Annotated in this window: 16 protein-coding genes; 5 read left to right on the forward strand and 11 right to left on the reverse strand. The window is 36.9% G+C overall.

The window, feature by feature from the left end; genetic code table 11:
• Positions 1 to 106: 106 nt before the first annotated feature.
• The 4 genes from P164_RS07720 (at position 107) to P164_RS07735 (ending at position 7,096) form a co-directional block, all read left to right on the forward strand.
• Complete coding sequence (locus P164_RS07720; protein ID WP_028375864.1) at positions 107 to 2,587, forward strand: M14 family metallopeptidase; 2,481 nt, start codon at positions 107 to 109, stop codon at positions 2,585 to 2,587.
• 94 nt (positions 2,588 to 2,681) lie between these two features.
• The gene (locus tag P164_RS07725; protein WP_159106010.1) at positions 2,682 to 3,170 is read left to right on the forward strand and encodes a mechanosensitive ion channel domain-containing protein; all 489 of its coding nucleotides are present in this window, start codon (positions 2,682 to 2,684) and stop codon (positions 3,168 to 3,170) included.
• 3 nt (positions 3,171 to 3,173) lie between these two features.
• Positions 3,174 to 6,029, forward strand: a complete 2,856-nt coding sequence (locus tag P164_RS07730; RefSeq protein WP_028375865.1) for a M16 family metallopeptidase — start codon at positions 3,174 to 3,176, stop codon at positions 6,027 to 6,029.
• A gap of 68 nt (positions 6,030 to 6,097) precedes the next feature.
• Positions 6,098 to 7,096, forward strand: a complete 999-nt coding sequence (locus tag P164_RS07735) for a carboxypeptidase-like regulatory domain-containing protein (protein WP_028375866.1) — start codon at positions 6,098 to 6,100, stop codon at positions 7,094 to 7,096.
• Positions 7,097 to 7,119: 23 nt separating this feature from the next.
• On the opposite strand, the gene rimO is transcribed toward P164_RS07735, so the two are convergent.
• Positions 7,120 to 8,427, reverse strand: coding sequence for a 30S ribosomal protein S12 methylthiotransferase RimO (rimO, locus tag P164_RS07740; RefSeq protein ID WP_028375867.1), 1,308 nt, complete (start codon positions 8,425 to 8,427; stop codon positions 7,120 to 7,122).
• A gap of 85 nt (positions 8,428 to 8,512) precedes the next feature.
• Here rimO and P164_RS07745 point away from each other — a divergent pair, with 85 nt between their 5' ends.
• Entirely contained in the window at positions 8,513 to 9,586 is a 1,074-nt protein-coding gene (locus P164_RS07745; RefSeq protein ID WP_028375868.1) for a serine hydrolase domain-containing protein, read from the forward strand.
• A 17-nt stretch (positions 9,587 to 9,603) separates the two neighbouring features.
• Here the strand turns inward: P164_RS07745 and P164_RS07750 are convergent, their stop codons facing one another.
• The 10 genes from P164_RS07750 to P164_RS07795 form a co-directional block, all read right to left on the reverse strand.
• Complete coding sequence (locus P164_RS07750) at positions 9,604 to 11,250, reverse strand: amidase family protein (RefSeq protein WP_028375869.1); 1,647 nt, start codon at positions 11,248 to 11,250, stop codon at positions 9,604 to 9,606.
• Positions 11,251 to 11,336: 86 nt separating this feature from the next.
• Positions 11,337 to 12,290 (reverse strand): signal recognition particle-docking protein FtsY, encoded by a 954-nt coding sequence (ftsY, locus tag P164_RS07755; protein WP_028375870.1) that lies wholly within the window; start codon positions 12,288 to 12,290, stop codon positions 11,337 to 11,339.
• 128 nt (positions 12,291 to 12,418) lie between these two features.
• Entirely contained in the window at positions 12,419 to 12,571 is a 153-nt protein-coding gene (locus P164_RS07760) for a DUF4295 domain-containing protein (RefSeq protein ID WP_081817337.1), read from the reverse strand.
• 3 nt (positions 12,572 to 12,574) lie between these two features.
• Positions 12,575 to 12,757, reverse strand: coding sequence for a 50S ribosomal protein L33 (gene rpmG / locus P164_RS07765; protein WP_028375871.1), 183 nt, complete (start codon positions 12,755 to 12,757; stop codon positions 12,575 to 12,577).
• A gap of 23 nt (positions 12,758 to 12,780) precedes the next feature.
• Positions 12,781 to 13,020 (reverse strand): 50S ribosomal protein L28, encoded by a 240-nt coding sequence (rpmB, locus tag P164_RS07770; RefSeq protein WP_028375872.1) that lies wholly within the window; start codon positions 13,018 to 13,020, stop codon positions 12,781 to 12,783.
• Positions 13,021 to 13,100: 80 nt separating this feature from the next.
• Complete coding sequence (locus P164_RS07775) at positions 13,101 to 14,348, reverse strand: competence/damage-inducible protein A (protein WP_028375873.1); 1,248 nt, start codon at positions 14,346 to 14,348, stop codon at positions 13,101 to 13,103.
• A complete protein-coding gene (locus tag P164_RS07780) occupies positions 14,348 to 14,689 on the reverse strand; it encodes an Hpt domain-containing protein (protein WP_028375874.1) in 342 nt (113 codons plus the stop codon). Before P164_RS07780 ends, P164_RS07775 begins: the two co-directional genes overlap by 1 nt.
• Positions 14,690 to 14,691: 2 nt before the next feature.
• Positions 14,692 to 15,303, reverse strand: a complete 612-nt coding sequence (locus P164_RS07785; protein WP_028375875.1) for a fumarylacetoacetate hydrolase family protein — start codon at positions 15,301 to 15,303, stop codon at positions 14,692 to 14,694.
• A gap of 3 nt (positions 15,304 to 15,306) precedes the next feature.
• Entirely contained in the window at positions 15,307 to 16,257 is a 951-nt protein-coding gene (locus P164_RS07790) for a carboxypeptidase-like regulatory domain-containing protein (RefSeq protein WP_028375876.1), read from the reverse strand.
• A gap of 4 nt (positions 16,258 to 16,261) precedes the next feature.
• Positions 16,262 to 17,038 carry a 3'-5' exonuclease gene (locus P164_RS07795; RefSeq protein ID WP_028375877.1) on the reverse strand — a complete coding sequence of 259 codons (777 nt, stop codon included), beginning with the start codon at positions 17,036 to 17,038 and terminating at the stop codon, positions 16,262 to 16,264.
• Between the last annotated feature and the right edge of the window lie 95 nt (positions 17,039 to 17,133).

Raw genomic sequence — 17,133 nt, forward strand, 5'->3', positions numbered from 1 at the left:
AAATTTAAAGGTATAGATGTGTTAAGCCCGCTAAAGTTACGTTAATTAGAAGATATGACTTTATATCTATTTTAGTAGATTTACGAATCAATAATGCTACGATCTTATGAGAATTAAATCACTTATTCTTTCCTTTTTAATTACCTCTATCTGTTTTTCTCAAACTATTAAATCTCCTGAAGAATTTCTTGGTTATAAAATAGGTACTCAGTTTTCAAGACACGCAGATGTAGTAGCTTATTTTAATTATGTTGCTTCAAATTCAGACTGGGTAACCTTTAAAGAATATGGTAAAACAAATGAACGCAGACCACTTACCTATGCCGTAGTTACAACACCAGAAAATCAAACTAATATTGAAGCCATACGTACTAACCAGCTTAAAAATGCAGGTATTCAAGAAGGTACTGCAAAAGCTGATAAAGCTATAGTGTGGTTAAGCTATAATGTACACGGTAATGAAGCAAGCAGCACAGAAGCTGCTATGCTTACGCTATATGAATTAATCACAGCAAAGAAAGAGTGGCTTACCAATACGGTGGTTTTAATAGATCCATGTATCAATCCAGATGGTCGAGACCGTTATGCTAACTGGTATAATAAAGTAAAAGCTACACCTTATGACACGAATCCCGATGCTGCAGAACACAACGAGCCATGGCCGGGTGGAAGAGCAAATCATTATCTCTTTGATTTAAATCGTGATTGGGCCTGGGCTACTCAGGTTGAAACCCGCCAGCGATTAAAAGTATATAACAGCTGGATGCCCCATATACATGTAGATTTTCATGAACAGGGAATCAATGAACCTTATTATTTTGCCCCGGCAGCAGAACCTTTTCACGATATTATCACCCCATTTCAAAGGGACTTTCAAACTCAGATAGGTACCAATCACGCCAAATATTTTGATAAAAATGGGTGGTTGTTTTTTACCCGTGAACGTTTTGACTTATTATATCCCAGCTATGGAGACACCTACCCTACTTATACCGGTTCTATAGGGATGACTTACGAGCAAGCCGGAGGTGGAGCTGCAGGACTAGGTATACTAAAGGCTGATGGTTCTATTCTTACTTTAGTAGATCGTGTAGCTCACCATTTTACAACAGGAATTTCTACAGTAGAAATGGCTTCCGCTAATATTGAAAAATTAAATACGGAGTTTGCAAAATACTTTAGCAATTCTAACGTGGCTTACAAAAGTTTTACTGTCACCGGTGAAGAAGATCATCTAAAAGCGCTGGCAGATTTACTAGAGGTTCATACGATTAAATACAGGTATATAGGTGAAGGCAAGTCCACGGGTTATAACTATACCTCCGGAAAACAAGAAACCCTAAATTATAAACGTGCAATACAAATAACTACAGATCAACCTAAAGGTAAACTGGTTCACGTACTTTTTGAACCCGAAGCTGCATTATCAACTCCATTAACCTATGACATTACCGCGTGGAGTTTACCCTATGCATACGGCTTAAGTGCTGTAGGTAGTACAAAAGTATTAGCTAGCAGTACTGCAAATTCAATTTTAGCTGTGCAAAATGTAGCAGTGAAAAATGCTGCCGGATACCTTACAAAATGGAATAGTATGGCTGATGCAAAATTTTTAAGTGCATTAATACAGGCATCTATTAAAGTGCGCTATTCTGAAAAAGCCTTTACTATTGAATCTGTAGATTATCCCGCAGGGACACTTATTATTACCAGAAGTGATAACAGAGGTCTAACAGATTTTGACAACACACTTATCGAAATTGCAAATAAATACAGTCGCATTTTAAAACCTGCAACTACAAGCTTTGCCTCTGCCGGGCCCGATTTTGGCTCGCCAGACGTTAAACTAATAAATAACGTAAAAGTGGCTGTTTTAACCGGAGATCAAACATCTTCTTTAAGTTATGGTGCTACCTGGCAGTTTTTTGAACAACAATTGCAGTATCCTGTAACCTCAATAGATGTGTCAGATATAGATCGCATAAATTGGTCAGAATATGATGTTTTGGTGATGCCTAACGGGCGCTATAGAATTTCTGAATCTTCTCTTTTAAATATAAAAGAATGGGTTCGTAAAGGTGGAAATTTAATTGCTATAGATGGCGCTTTGAAAGTGTTTGCAGGAGAAGAAGGTTTTGGACTTAAAGAATTTGAAGCAGACACTAAAAAAGAAACCGACTCATTAGCTGCAAAACTAATACCTTATGCAAACCGTGAAATGGAAAGTTCAAAAAATCTAATTAGTGGTAGTATATTTAAAACTAATGTAGATCAGACCCATCCCTTGGCATTTGGCTATGCTGACACCTATTACAGTCTTAAAATAGGTGACGATGCTTACGCACTTCTTGACAACGGATACAATGTAGCTTATCTAGGAGACAATCCTGTAAGCACATCTGGTTTTGCAGGAAAAGATGCGCTGTCAAAATTAAAGAATAGCCTGATTTTTGGGGTTGAGCCCATAGGTCGTGGTAGCATTACCTATATGGTAGATGACCCGCTATTTAGAGCTTTCTGGGAAAATGGAAAGCTGTTTTTTGTAAATGCACTATTTATTAATAATCCTAATAACTACCGTAACTAAATTGATACTTTCAACCTTAGAGCTTAAAATACTGGAGAGTTTAATTCTCCTGGCCGTGCTACTACTAATAAGATACACCGTTTCTAAACTTGTGGTGAGGCGATATCTCCGTGCTAACTTTGACATAACCCGTAAGCAAATAACCATTAAACTCTTAAACACCCTGTTCTTTGTAGTTCTTGGTTTTTGTCTTGCTGTAATCTGGGGGCTTTCAGGAGCAGATGTTATTGCAGGCATTGGTTCTGTAGTTACGATTTTAGGAGTTGCCTTTTTTGCACAGTGGTCATTGTTAAGCAATATCACATCAGGATTGATTCTATTTTTTAACCACCCGCTAAAAATTGGTGATTATGTTGAGATTGTAGATAAAGATTTCCCAATGGCAGGGCGTGTAGAGAATATAACCTTATTCTTTTTACACCTGCGGAATAAAGACAATCATGTATACACCCTTGCAAATACAATTGTAGCTCAAAAAACAATGCGTATTATGAAACCCGAAGAATACTTTGAGGAAATGGAACAACTTGAAGAGGAAAAGGAAAACAAAAACAGACCCGGAGAAGAATCTGCTATAGACTAATTTATGAAAAAATACCTTATTTGTTTAAGCCTGATAACACTAGCTTTAGCTTCGTGTGACACTAAAAAAACCGAAGTTACTAACACTCAGGAATCAACACAATTTCAAGTTGATTATGAGTCTTATACCTTAGAAAATGGTCTTACTGTAATTTTACATAAAGACTCATCAGATCCTGTAGTGGCTGTAGCTTTAACAGCTCACGTGGGCTCTGCTCGAGAGAAAGAAGGGCGTACCGGTTTTGCACATTTATTTGAGCACTTACTGTTTCTTGAATCTGAGAACCTTGGAAAAGGCGGCCTTGATAAAATGAGTGCGCGCGTAGGTGGTAGTGGTGCAAACGGATCTACAAATAGAGACCGTACAAACTATTTTCAGACAGTTCCTAATGATGCACTGGAGAAAATGATTTGGGCAGAAGCAGACAAGTTGGGCTATTTTATAAATACGGTAACTGAGCCGGTATTGGCCAAAGAAAAGCAAGTCGTTAAGAATGAAAAACGACAGAGTTATGATAACCGTCCGTACGGACATCAGAGTTATGTGATTCATAAAAATTTATATCCAAAAGATCATCCGTACAACTGGCAGGTGATAGGTTCTCTTGAAGATTTGCAAAATGCAACTTTAGCAGATGTAAAAGAGTTTTATAATCGCTGGTATGTACCTAACAATGTAACCTTAACCATTGCCGGGGACTTTGATACCGCTGAAGCAAAAGAATGGATTAATAAATATTTTGGAGAAATTCCTAAAGGTGAAGAGGTAACACCTATTGAAAAACGTATTCCTGTATTAACCGAAACTAAGAATCTCTATTACGAAGATAACTTTGCAAGACTTCCACAACTTACGATGACGTGGCCTGCCGCTGCAGAATACACTAAAGATTCTTATGCGTTAGAGGTATTAGCCAATTATTTATCTAACGGAAAAAAGGCACCCCTAAACACGGTTTTAGTAGATGACCTGCAGATCGCTTCTAATCCTTCTTTACGCTACTCTGGTTCTGAGCTTTCGGGAGAAATCACATTAAGTGTACGAGCAAATGCTGGTGTTGATCTTGATTCTGTACAAATAGGAATCGAAAAAGCATTCTCAGAATTTGAAAAGAATGGAATAGCAGACCTCGATTTAGAACGCATTAAAGCAACCCAGGAAACCCGTTTTTATAACAGCTTAAGTAGTGTTTTAGGAAAAGGATTTCAACTTGCTCAATATCAAATTTTTGCTGGTAACCCCGGCTATATAAACGATGACCTTAAACAAATTCAGTCTGTAACTGTAGAAGATGTAAAGGCTGTTTATAAAACTTATATTAAAAACAAAAACTATATAACAACCAGCTTTGTACCTAAAGGTGAAGCTGTTTTGGCGCTTGCAAATGCAATTCCTGCTGAAGTTGAAGAAGAACAAATCGTAAATGGTGCAGAAGAAACGTTTGACCCTTCATTGGTTGCTGAGTATGATCGTACACCATCTTCTTTTGATCGCAGCATAGAGCCGGAATATGGCAAAACGCCACAACTTAAAGTTCCTGATGTTTGGATGGATGACTTAGAGAATGGTCTTAAAATTTATGGTATTGAAAATACAGAAGTACCACTTGTAAATTTTTCATTTACTATAGAAGGCGGTCTGTTGACTGAGGCTTCAACTAAAGGCGGTGTCGCTAATTTAACGGCGGGATTACTTACAAAAGGAACGCAGTCTAAAACCACAGCAGAATTAGAAGAAGCCCTCGATTTATTAGGCGCATCTATTTTTCTAAGAACGGGACAGGAAGCGACAACGCTAACCGGTATTACCCTAGCACGTAATTTTGATAAAACGATGTCACTGGTTTCTGAAATTCTTGTACAACCCCGTTGGGATTCTACTGAATTTGAACTGGAAAAAAAGAAAATTCTCACCCGCCTTGAACAACAAAAAGGAGATCCCGGGAGTATTGCAGATCTGGTATTTGCTAAAGCAGTTTATGGTAAAGATCACGTGCTTGCTAAAAATAATTTAGGAACTACAGAATCTGTAAAAGCGCTTCAACTTAAAGATTTAAAAGATTATTACGCAACTCTTGTTCCTAACCTAACACGCATTGAAGTTGTAGGAAATCTGGGTAAGGCTAAAATCGTAGCTACTTTAGATAAAGTTTTGCAAAACTGGAAATCTAAAGAAATTACCATCTCAAAACCGCAAATAAATCAGCATATAGAGAAACCCATTATCTATTTTCTTGATGTACCTAATGCAAAACAATCGCAGTTGCGTTTTGGGTATTTGGCATTGGCTGCTAATGACCCCGATTATTTACCGGCTCAAATGATGAATTATCGTCTGGGTGGTGGTGGCTTTGCTAGTGAACTCACCCAAATGTTACGCGAAACTAAAGGATACACCTATGGGGTTCGCTCTCGTTTTGAAGGATCTGCCTTACCGGGTCCATTTATGATTTCTAGCGGTGTACGAAGTAATGTAACTGCAGAAAGTACACAACTCGTTCGTAATATTATGAATGCTTATGCCGAAGATTTTAATGAGAAAGACCTTGAGCTTACTAAAGGCTATTTTCTTAAAAGCGGTGCGCGTAACTTTGAAACCCCTTCAGCTAAATTGGTTTATTTAGATGAAATCGCTACGCTTAATTTTAAACCTGATTATATTTTAAAACAGCAGGAAACAATAAAAAACATCACACTACCCGAAATTAAAGCATTGGCCAAAGAATATGCAGATCCTTCAAAACTAATTTATGTGATTGTAGGTGATGCAAAAACACAGCTTAAAAAAGTACAGGATATGGGACTTGAGGTACAGCTTGTAGATGAAAACCTGGAACTACAAATGCCTTTAAAAAAATAGTTTCAAGAAACATATACTTTTGAAAACTATTATTGTAGTTTTATAACTATAATAATAGTTTTTATTTAATGAAGGTTTTTTGGTTTTTAGTCCTACTTGTTTCAGTTACAGGTTTTAGTCAGTCGAGATTAAGCGGCTCTGTCTATAGCGCTAAAGACTCCACTGCTCTGGAAGCGGTTTCAATCTACTTTGACGGTACCACTTTGGGCACCATCACAAATAAAGAAGGTCATTACGCTATTTCAATTGAAGCAGGCATAAAAAGTCCGTTAGTGATTAGTATGATAGGTTATGCACCTGTTTATGTATCTGATTACTTTAATACAAATGGAAGCATTCCTGCTATTTATTTAATTGAGAATACAGAACAGCTTGATGCTGTTTATTTAGAGAATGATGACTGGTCTCGTAAACGCAAGCTCAATGTATTTAGAAAAGAATTTTTAGGCAACTCTCCGGAAGCGCTTCAATGTAAAATACTTAATGAAGATGCGATACGATTACATTACAGCAAATCGAACATGCAATTAACTGCCTGGTCTAATGAACCCTTAACTATTCAGAATAAATTTTTAGGATATACCGTTCAATATACGTTAACTGATTTCTCTGTAGATTTTGAGAAAAGCCTTACTTCCGGGATTCAATATGTAACTCTCGTATATGCTGAAGGATTCACTTTTTATAGAGAATTAAAAAACCGACCCAAGCGCAGGTATTTAAAAAATAGAGAAAATTCATATTCCGGATCTACCCTACATTTTATGCGATCTTTAGCTCAGGAGCAGCTTGTAGAAAATAAGTTTAAAATGTTCTATAAAAGCTTTGAGATTCCTCCCTACTCGCGTATTAATCTTAAAAAAGAAGGTGAGTTTATGCAGGTAGCACTTTCCGTAGAAAAACTGAGTATTTTATTTGATAATGAAGAGCAGTCTTTTATTCAAGCAAAAACGCCTTTTATAATTGATGCTTTTGGTAATCATTCTCCGGCAACAGCTATAACTATGGGTGGAGCTATGTCCCAACAAAGATTTGCTTTTATGCTTCCGCTAGATTATAAATTATAAAAGCCATTAATTTTGTAACCAATTTACCTGGTTACCGGTTCTGCATATAAATCAAAATCTTCTGCTTCGGTAATCTTAACCCAGGTATATTCTCCGGTTTTTAAATAATGTGCCGTCGCATCAATCAAAACCTCATTATCTACATCTGGCGAATCAAATTCAGTACGGCCTACAAAGTAATTACCTTCTTTTCGGTCAATTACAATACGGTACTCCTTCCCTATTTTAGCTTGATTTAATTCCCAGCTTATTTGTGACTGCAATGCCATAATCTCGTTAGCGCGCTCCATCTTAACTTCTTCAGGCACGTCATCTACCAGATTATAAGCGTGTGTATTTTCTTCGTGAGAATAGGTAAAACAACCTAAACGCTCAAAACGCATTTCTTTAACCCAGTCGCGTAATAATTCAAAATCTTCTTGCGTTTCACCCGGATAACCTACAATTAACGTAGTTCTAATGGTCATTTGCGGTACTTTCTCTCTAAAGGTCTTGAGAAGCGCATTGGTCTTTTCATACGTTGTGCCACGACGCATAGACTTTAACAATTTAGTCGAAATGTGTTGTAATGGGATATCTATATAATTGCAAACCTTAGGTTCTTCAAGCATAACATCAAGCACATCTTCCGGGAAACCGGTGGGAAACGCATAATGCAGACGTATCCACTCAATACCTTCAACCTTTACTAACTCACGAAGCAATTTTGCTAAAGCGCGTTCCTTGTACAAATCAAGGCCGTAATAGGTTAAATCCTGTGCGATTAAGATTAACTCTTTAATTCCTTTTGCTGCAAGCTTTTCTGCTTCTATAACCAGATTCTCTATAGGCGTACTTTTATGACCACCACGCATTAATGGGATTGCACAAAATGAACACGGTCTGTCACACCCTTCAGCGATTTTTAAATAAGCGTAGTTTTTTGGAGTCGTAGTTAAACGTTCTCCTATTAATTCGTGCTTATAATCTGCACCTAACGCTTTTAAAAGTCCGGGAAGTTCAGTGGTTCCAAAATATTGATCAACATTGGGAATTTCCTTTTGCAAATCTGGTTTGTAGCGCTCAGATAAACATCCCGTCACAAAAACCTTATCAACAATACCGTCTTCCTTTTTCTGTACATACTCTAAAATGGTATTTACAGACTCTTCTTTTGCGTTTGCAATAAACCCGCAGGTGTTAATAACCACAACATTACCTTCCTCCTCGTGTACTACTTCCTTATTGTTGGCACGCAGTTGTCCCATCAATACTTCACTGTCATAAACGTTCTTAGAGCAGCCCAGGGTTACTACGTTTATTTTGTTCTTCTTTAGGGTTTTAGTACGCATAAGGTTATTTATTTCGGGGCGCAAAGATAAGATATTTTAAACCTTTTTAGTCTTAAATTGCTCTAATCTTAAATTCTGTTGATTTATGAAATTTATAGTCGCTTTAATAGGACTGTCGTTACTTTGGTCGTGTTCCTCAGAAACAGATAACATTTATAGGCCAGAAATTGAAGAAAATCTATACTTTCCACCCATAACCGGCTCATCCTGGGAAACTTTAAATCCTGTTAATTTAGGTTGGAATGCCGCCGGAATCACCGAATTAGAAACTTTTCTTCAACAAACAAATACAGAAGCTTTTATAATTCTCGTAAATGGAAAAATTGCTTTTGAATCCTATTATAATGGAAGTGCTGCAACAGATTTATTCACCTGGAATTCTGCCGGAAAAACACTGACTGCATTTACAGTAGGTATAGCCCAGCAACAAGGTCATCTCGATCTCAAAGATAAAACAACTGATCATTTAGGTCGTGGATGGACGTCAATGACTGCTGAACAAGAAGACGCAATTACACTAAGCAACCAACTTACAATGACTTCCGGTGGAGATTTTACCGCAGGCGATACCGGTTGTTATGATGCAAATTGTCTCAATTATCGTTCTGCACCAGGCACCGAATGGTATTATTACAACGCCTATTACACCCTATTACAACCGGTTTTAGATGCAACAACTCCCGCAGGGTTTAACTCCTTTTTTACAACTGAATTAAAAGACAAAATAGGATTAGATGGTCGCTGGATAACTTTAGGCTATAACAATATCTATTTTAGTACGGCACGTGGAATGGCGCGTTTTGGTCTGCTTAATTTAAATAAAGGAAACTGGGATTCTACTGAAATTTTAAATCTTGAATATTGGGAAAAGATGACTTCAACCTCTCAAGAACTCAATCCCAGTTACGGCTATCTCTGGTGGCTCAACGGGAAGTCAGGTTATAAACTTCCCGGTTCTACCCAGACCTTCACCGGTAAACTAATTCCTAATGCTCCCGATGATCTTATTGCAGGGCTGGGCGCCAATGATAAAAAACTTTACGTAATCCCCAGTAAAAATATGGTGATTGTACGATTAGGACCAGCAGCAAATGAAGAAGATCTGAGACCAACTTCTTACGATAATGACCTATGGGAAAAGCTAAATAAAGTTTTTTAAAAATTTATAATTAATTACTATTCCTCATAATCCACAGGAGTTTTTCTCATATTAGAAATGGTCTCATAAGCATACGCCAGTTCCAGAAGTTTTGCTTCAGACAGCGTTGGTGCAATAAAGGTAAGTCCCATTGGCTGATTGGTTTCTTTATACCCCATAGGAACTGTAATCGCAGGATACTTCGCCACGGCAGCAAAACCAGCCATATAGTTATTTATAGAAAGTACTGCATCGAGGTTATTTGCTTTAATGGGTTCATCAAAAAACTGTCTTCCGTTGCGTTCTAAAATATCTTTAATCGCCGTGAATTCTTCAGTAGAGGCAGAATCGGCAAGTACTCCGTAAAGTAGTTCTTGACCGTACGGCATACGGATTAGAGAATCTTCTTTGTTATACGCGGTAATGTCGTTCAAATCTTTTACAGCTAGGGTTTTCGCTCCGTATTTAGAAATATAATCCGGTAAGTCTTTTTGCATATCGAGATTCAATAACCGTAAAAACTGAGGTAAATCAATTTCTGAGCGTTCAAGTTCAATTAAAGTGGCACCGGCATCTTTTAAAGCATTTACTGCCTGAACATACAACGTATCTTCATAACTCTTATAATAACCCAGTCGCTTTCCTTTTAAATATTCAGAAGCATTAAGGTTCTTTAATGCCAAAACATAATCTGTTTTTGGAGCCTTTAAAGAAACTGCTTTAGCATCTTCATCATCAAAACCTGTCATCGCCTGTAGCAAAATTGCATTATCAATAACCGAGCGTGTCATTGGCCCGGGAGTGTCTAGCGTACTGGATATAGGAACGATTCCGCCACGAGAAAGCAAGCCAATCGTAGGTTTTAAACCTACAACCGAATTTGAACTGGAAGGTGAAAGTATAGAGCCACTGGTTTCTGAACCTACTGCAGCTACCGCAAAATTTGCTGCCATAGAAACTCCACTCCCAGAGCTTGAACCACCGGTATCATGAATTTTCCGGCCGTAAGGGTTTAAGGTTTGGCCACCAATAGCCGAATACCCACTTGGGCAATCGTTACAAAAGAAATACGCCCACTCACTTAAGTTTGCCTTTCCTAAAATTAGCGCTCCGTTTGCTTTAAGTTGTTTGGTTATAAAGGCATCTTCAGCGTTGTTATTTTCAAAAACAACTGCTCCGGCTGTAGTGGGCATTCCCGATGCATTGATATTATCTTTCAACAAAATTGGCATTCCGTGAATAGAATACATATCTACCAAAAGCTTTTCCTGTAAATCAAGCGTTCTAGCCTCTGCAACCACATTAGGATTTAATGCGATAACCGAATTTAAAGATAGGTCATTATTACGATCGTATTTTTTAATTCGGCTTAAATAAAATAAAACCAAATCTTCATAACTCAATTTGCCATCTACTATAGCTCGCTGAATTTCAGGTATTGTTCTTTCAAAAGCTAACATTTTTACTCTGGCATAATCCGCATCAGTAAATTGAGCTAAGTCTTCGTTGAAAGGCTCCCAAAGTTTATCAAAGTTTAAAACCTTAGAGTCTAAAACTGCAAATTCGCGTTCTTTAACTGTTGTATCATTTACAGTTTCTGTAATTGCAGCTGAAGTGCTAGAATTTGAACTTTCTTTACACGAGACCATTGCACAAAGTGCTAGTAGAAGTAGTATTCTTTTCATATAATTTTTCAATTTTCAACTAAAATACAAAAAGGCATCTCACAAATGTGGATGCCTTTTAAAATTTTATAAGTGTACTTAAAGTTTTAAACTCTAAAAAATGAATCTACAAATTCAATCTTATTAAAAACCTGTAAATCTTCAATACCTTCTCCCACACCTATATATTTTACGGGAATCTGAAATTGATCACTTATCCCGATAACAACACCCCCTTTTGCTGTTCCGTCTAATTTAGTAACTGCAAGTGCAGTAACCTCAGTAGCTGCTGTAAACTGCTTAGCCTGTTCAAAAGCATTCTGACCGGTAGAACCATCTAAAACCAATAATACTTCATCTGGAGCATCATTAATCACTTTTTGCATCACCCGTTTAACTTTAGTCAACTCATTCATTAAGTTAACCTTATTATGTAAACGACCTGCTGTATCAATAATAACGACATCTGCGTCCATTTTTACAGCACTCTGCACAGTATCAAAAGCTACTGAAGCAGGATCACTACCCATTTGTTGCTTTACAATAGGTACATCTACACGATCTGCCCAAATTTGAAGTTGATCAATTGCAGCTGCTCTAAAGGTATCGCCGGCACCTAAAACCACTTTAAGACCTTTTTTCTTAAACTGGTAGGCGAGCTTTCCTATTGTCGTAGTTTTACCTACACCATTAACGCCAACAACCATAATAACATACGGTTTTTTTGCAGGAACTGAAAAGTCTGTAGCATCACCGCTGTTAGTCTCACTCATTAACCCGGCAATCTCTTCTCTAAGAATAGCGTTTAACTCATCGGTACCTAAGTATTTATCTCTTGAAACACGGGCTTCAATACGATTTATAATCTTAATCGTAGTAGCTACACCCACATCGCTAGAAACCAGCACATCTTCTAGATTATCTAAAACATCATCATCAACCTTATTCTTACCGGCTACAGCTTTACCTAACTTACTTAAAAAGTTAGTATTTGTTTTCTCCAGACCTTTGTCTAGCGTTTCTTTTTTTTCTTTGGAAAATATTTTCTTTAAAAAACTCATCGTATTCAGGATGCATTTGTTAGCACTGCAAAGGTATTCTCTTTAAGACTATTTAGAAACCTCAAAAATAAAAAATAAAAAAGCCGTCACGCATAGCGTAACGGCTTTGAAGATATCTATAAAAGATATTATTTTTTATCTAAAAACTCACCTACAGCTTCTGGAGCCATAACAGCTTCAACGAATGTGTAAGCACCTGTTTTAGGAGATTTCACCATTTTAATGGCTTTGGTCAAACGTTTAGACCCTGTCTGTAATGTTGCTACTGATTTCTTTGCCATGTCTTATTTTATTTCTTTGTGAACAGTCATTTTATTCAAGATAGGATTGAATTTTTTCAATTCCATTCTATCTGGGGTATTCTTTTTGTTCTTAGTGGTAATATAACGAGAAGTTCCTGGTTTACCAGAAGCCTTATGCTCTGTGCACTCTAAAATTACCTGTACTCTATTGCCTTTCTTTGCCATAATTGCTGGTCGTTATACTGTTATTACTTTTTAAGAAAGCCTTTAGCGCGTGCTTCTTTAAGCACTGCAGTAATCCCCTTCTTATTTATATTTTTAAGAGCGGCAGTAGAAATTTTTAATGTTACCCACTTATCCTCCTCCGGAATGTAAAAACGTTTTTTGATTAAATTGGCATCAAATTTACGCTTTGTCTTATTCATCGCGTGAGAAACATTATTCCCTACCATTGCTTTTTTGCCCGTAAGCTCACAAACTCTTGACATGATTCTAAAACTTTATATTGTGTTACTGAAAAACAGGGTGCAAATTTACACAACTTAAACAAGTTGAACAACTTTAAACACTAGTTTTTTAAAATTTCTTTTTGAATAAGCTCAAAAGCTTTGTTCACACTCTTTGAAATCACACGCTCGCGATGATTTCCCATTTTAAATTCGACTGAAAAAACTTTTTCGGGAGTAGCTATTCCTATGAAAACGGTACCTACTTCTGCGTCTGAATCTCCTTTTAAAGGTCCTGCATTACCGGTTGTTGAAATTGCATAGTCAGATTTATACCAGTTACGCACTGCTACCGCCATGGCTTCTGCAACTTCTGCACTTACTACAGAGTGTTTATCTATAAGCTCCTGATCTATTTTTAAAAGCTCAACTTTTGAATGCGTTGCATAGGTTACCATACCTCCTTTAAAATATGCCGACGCCCCGGGAATTGCGGTAATTGCAGCTGCAATTTGACCACCAGTACAACTTTCTGCAACAGCTAATGTTTTATTTTTTAATTTAAATAAATCTGCAACTACTGCTTCAATAGATTCTGCATCGTCATAGCCAATGATGATATCGCCTATAAGTTCATTTAGTAAAGCAATCTGTTTATCTAGATTCTCAATCAAGACTGCTTTATCTGCTCCCTTAGTTGACAATCGTAACCGCACCTTACCCAAAGCTGGCAAATAGGCTAATTTGATGTCTGAAGGCAGGTTGTTCTCCCATTCTTCAATCGTATTTGCAATCTCGCTTTCACCTACTCCATACGTCTGCAGAGTACGGTGCACAATAAAGGGTCTGTTAAATTCTTTTTGTAACCTCGGGATTATCTCTTCAGTCAAAATTGACTTCATTTCAAAAGGTACACCGGGCATAGATATAAATACGGTGTTGCCAGACTGCAACCACATTCCCGGAGCAGTACCGTAAGTATTTTTTAAAACCGAGGCCTTACTGGGAATCATAGCCTGACTGCGATTTGCCGGTAATATAGGTCGGTTAACGTGATGCTTAAATAGGTGTTCGACATGCTCTAAAACCTCAGCATTTTCAACCAGTATATCCTCAAAATACTCGCACAGCGTATGTTTTGTAATATCATCTTTAGTTGGCCCAAGCCCCCCGGTTAGAATAACGAGATCTACAGTTTTTTCGGCAGCTGCAAGACTATCTAGAATATGCTGCCTATCATCAGATATTGATGACATTTGATATACTTCTATACCTATTTTATCAAGCTCTTTTGCTATAAATGCGGAATTTGTATCTACAATTTGCCCTATAAGAATTTCATCTCCTATGGTAATGATATGTGCCCGCATTACATCTTCCAATCTTTGCGCATTTCTACAATCGCATTATTTGTTAATTCTATAATAGTATCTAATTGAGGACGTATTACCGAAGTAGGTTTTCCGCTATCTGCCCAGCGCTCCATCGCTGAAATTTCACGTATAAGATCTATCCCGAACATTTCGAGATTAGGTTTCATCTTATGTGCAAATTGATAGGCCATTTTATGATTATCATTATCAATGGCCATTTTCATACTTTCTAAATCTGGCGGGATTTCAGAAAGAAAAGCCTCTACAACCGTTTTCATAAATTCTTTGTCACCACCAGACATATCTTCTAGCTGGTATAAGTCATAATGTGTAGGCATGGTTATTTAATATTTAGGGTGAATGATTCTTGGGAGTTTAGGTATCCGGTTAATTTATCATCTATAGCAACAGGCCCAACTCCTGCAGGGGTTCCTGTAAATAGGATATCTCCTATTTTTAAAGTCATATATTGAGAAACATATGCGATTAACGTATCAATATCATAGACCATATCCGCAGTGTTTCCTGATTGTACAATTTTATCATTTTTTTTCAAATGAAAATCTATATCGCGTAAATCTTTAAAATTTTCTTTATTAATCCACTCGCCTATTACAGCAGAGCCATCAAAAGCCTTAGCTTTTTCCCAGGGATGTCCTTTAGCTTTGCACTCTCGTTGTAAATCTCTTGCTGTAAAATCTATGCCTAAACCAATTTCATTATAATACTTATGAGCAAATTTAGGCGCTATATATTTCCCAAGCCTGTTTATACGCACTAATACTTCAACTTCATAATGTACCTCATTTGTAAATTCAGGGATCACAAAGGGATGTTTATTAAGTAGGACAGCAGAATCAGGTTTTAAATAAAACAGAGGCTCTTTAGGGGTTTCGCTGTTTAACTCTTTAATGTGTTCGCTATAATTCTGCCCTATACATATAATTTTCATAAACTAATCTGTAAATATTAATTTAAAAGCAGGTGCCGGAAATTTTCCATTTAAAGCACTGCCTTCGGTATTTAAAAGATCTATAGATTTCCACCCATTTATACTTTTATAAAAACATCGGGTAATTGTATTGTTACTGCTCGTTTCGATACCCTTAAAAATTGGTGCGTACCTATCAACCTTATATTCGCGGTAACCGCTGGTGTCATTAACTTTTAATGTGTACGATTCTGAAAATTTATTTTCTTCAATAAAAATATGTTCTACGGAAACAAAAAAACCAGCCTCAGGCACATTAACCTTATAGGCGCTTAAATCGAAAGTCAACTTTTGATTTCCTTCCGGCTTAGTAATAATAATATCGCTATCTAATAAATCTCTTCCAGGTTTTCCATCTTGAGAAACATCTAAGATGCGTAATCTAAAAGTGGCCTGCTGACTAGACTTTCCTAAAATTCTATAAAACTGAATCTCAATTTCTTTAATAAAGCAAGCATCTTCAAAGCCACGGGGACGTTCATAATACCGCGCTAATGCTGAAGGATATGCACCACCACTAAAATTACCCAATCCTACAATTTGCTTCCCTCTAAATGAGTTGATACGCTTCTGCTTTTCTAATCTCATTTTATAGAGGGTAACCTCAGAAAGTTCGTTTGTTTTTTGAGTTAATGAAATAGGTTTCTCATTTAATTCATGAGCTTTTACCACTTCTTCATTATACCCTACACAACTTACAAGAACGGTTTCATTTTTTAACTTCTCGCTAATTGTAAATTTAAAATCTCCTTTAGCATTTGCTGAAGTACCTATTTTATAATTTGAGAAAATTAAATTAGCGAAAGGTATTTTTTGCTGTGTTTTGGCATCAATTACACTTCCCTCCAAAGTAATGCTTTGAGCTGCTAATGTTCCGGTAAATAGTACCAGAAAAAGTATAGCGACTCTAATCATTACTCTAAAAAAGTTTTGTATTGAGTTTACGCAATTTAATCGCGGTAAGTACTTTTTTAGTATAAAGCGGAAAATCTGCATTTTGAATCCATCCAAAATAACCCGGCTCATTATCTAAAACGTCTTCTACCTTTTTACCTTTATGCTTTCCGAAGGAAAAAATCTCCTCATCTTCTTTGTTATAGGCTATAAAGCCGGCAAAATCTGCAAAGCGCTTACGAGCACTAAATTCGGCAAGACTCTTCATATTATTTTCAAGATCTTCATAGCGATCTAATTGTGCTTTTAAAACCTCATATGTAGCGATAGTGTCTGCTTCTGCACTGTGCGCGTCATCTAGATTCTGATTGCAGTAAAACTTTAGCGCGGCTGAGAGGGTGCGTTGCTCCATTTTATGAAAGATGGTTTGCACATCTACCGCGTGCCTGTTTTTCATATCAAAATCAACATCTGCGCGCAGCATTTCTTCGGCTAAGAGCGGTATATCAAACCGGTTTGAATTATACCCGGCAAGATCTGAATCTTTTATTAGATTGTTAATTTCGTTTGCCAACTCTTTAAAGGTGGGTTTATCTGCTACGTCCTCATCTTTTATACCATGAACCGCTGTAGTTTCTGCAGGTATGGGTATCGTAGGATTAACCAGCCACGTATGTTTCTCTTCTTTCCCATTAGGAAATACCTTTAAAATAGATATTTCAACAATTCGATCCTGAGCTACGTTTATACCGGTAGTCTCCAGATCAAAAAAACAAATAGGCCTTGTTAAATTAAGATTCATTCTTTATTAATTTAAACGCAAAAGTAAGACTTAGTATTTTTAGTGCAGATAAAATTTAAAGTATTTCAAAATTATACCATCAATGCCCATCACAA

It is taken from the genome of Leeuwenhoekiella sp. MAR_2009_132 (assembly GCF_000687915.1).
Lineage (GTDB): Bacteria > Bacteroidota > Bacteroidia > Flavobacteriales > Flavobacteriaceae > Leeuwenhoekiella.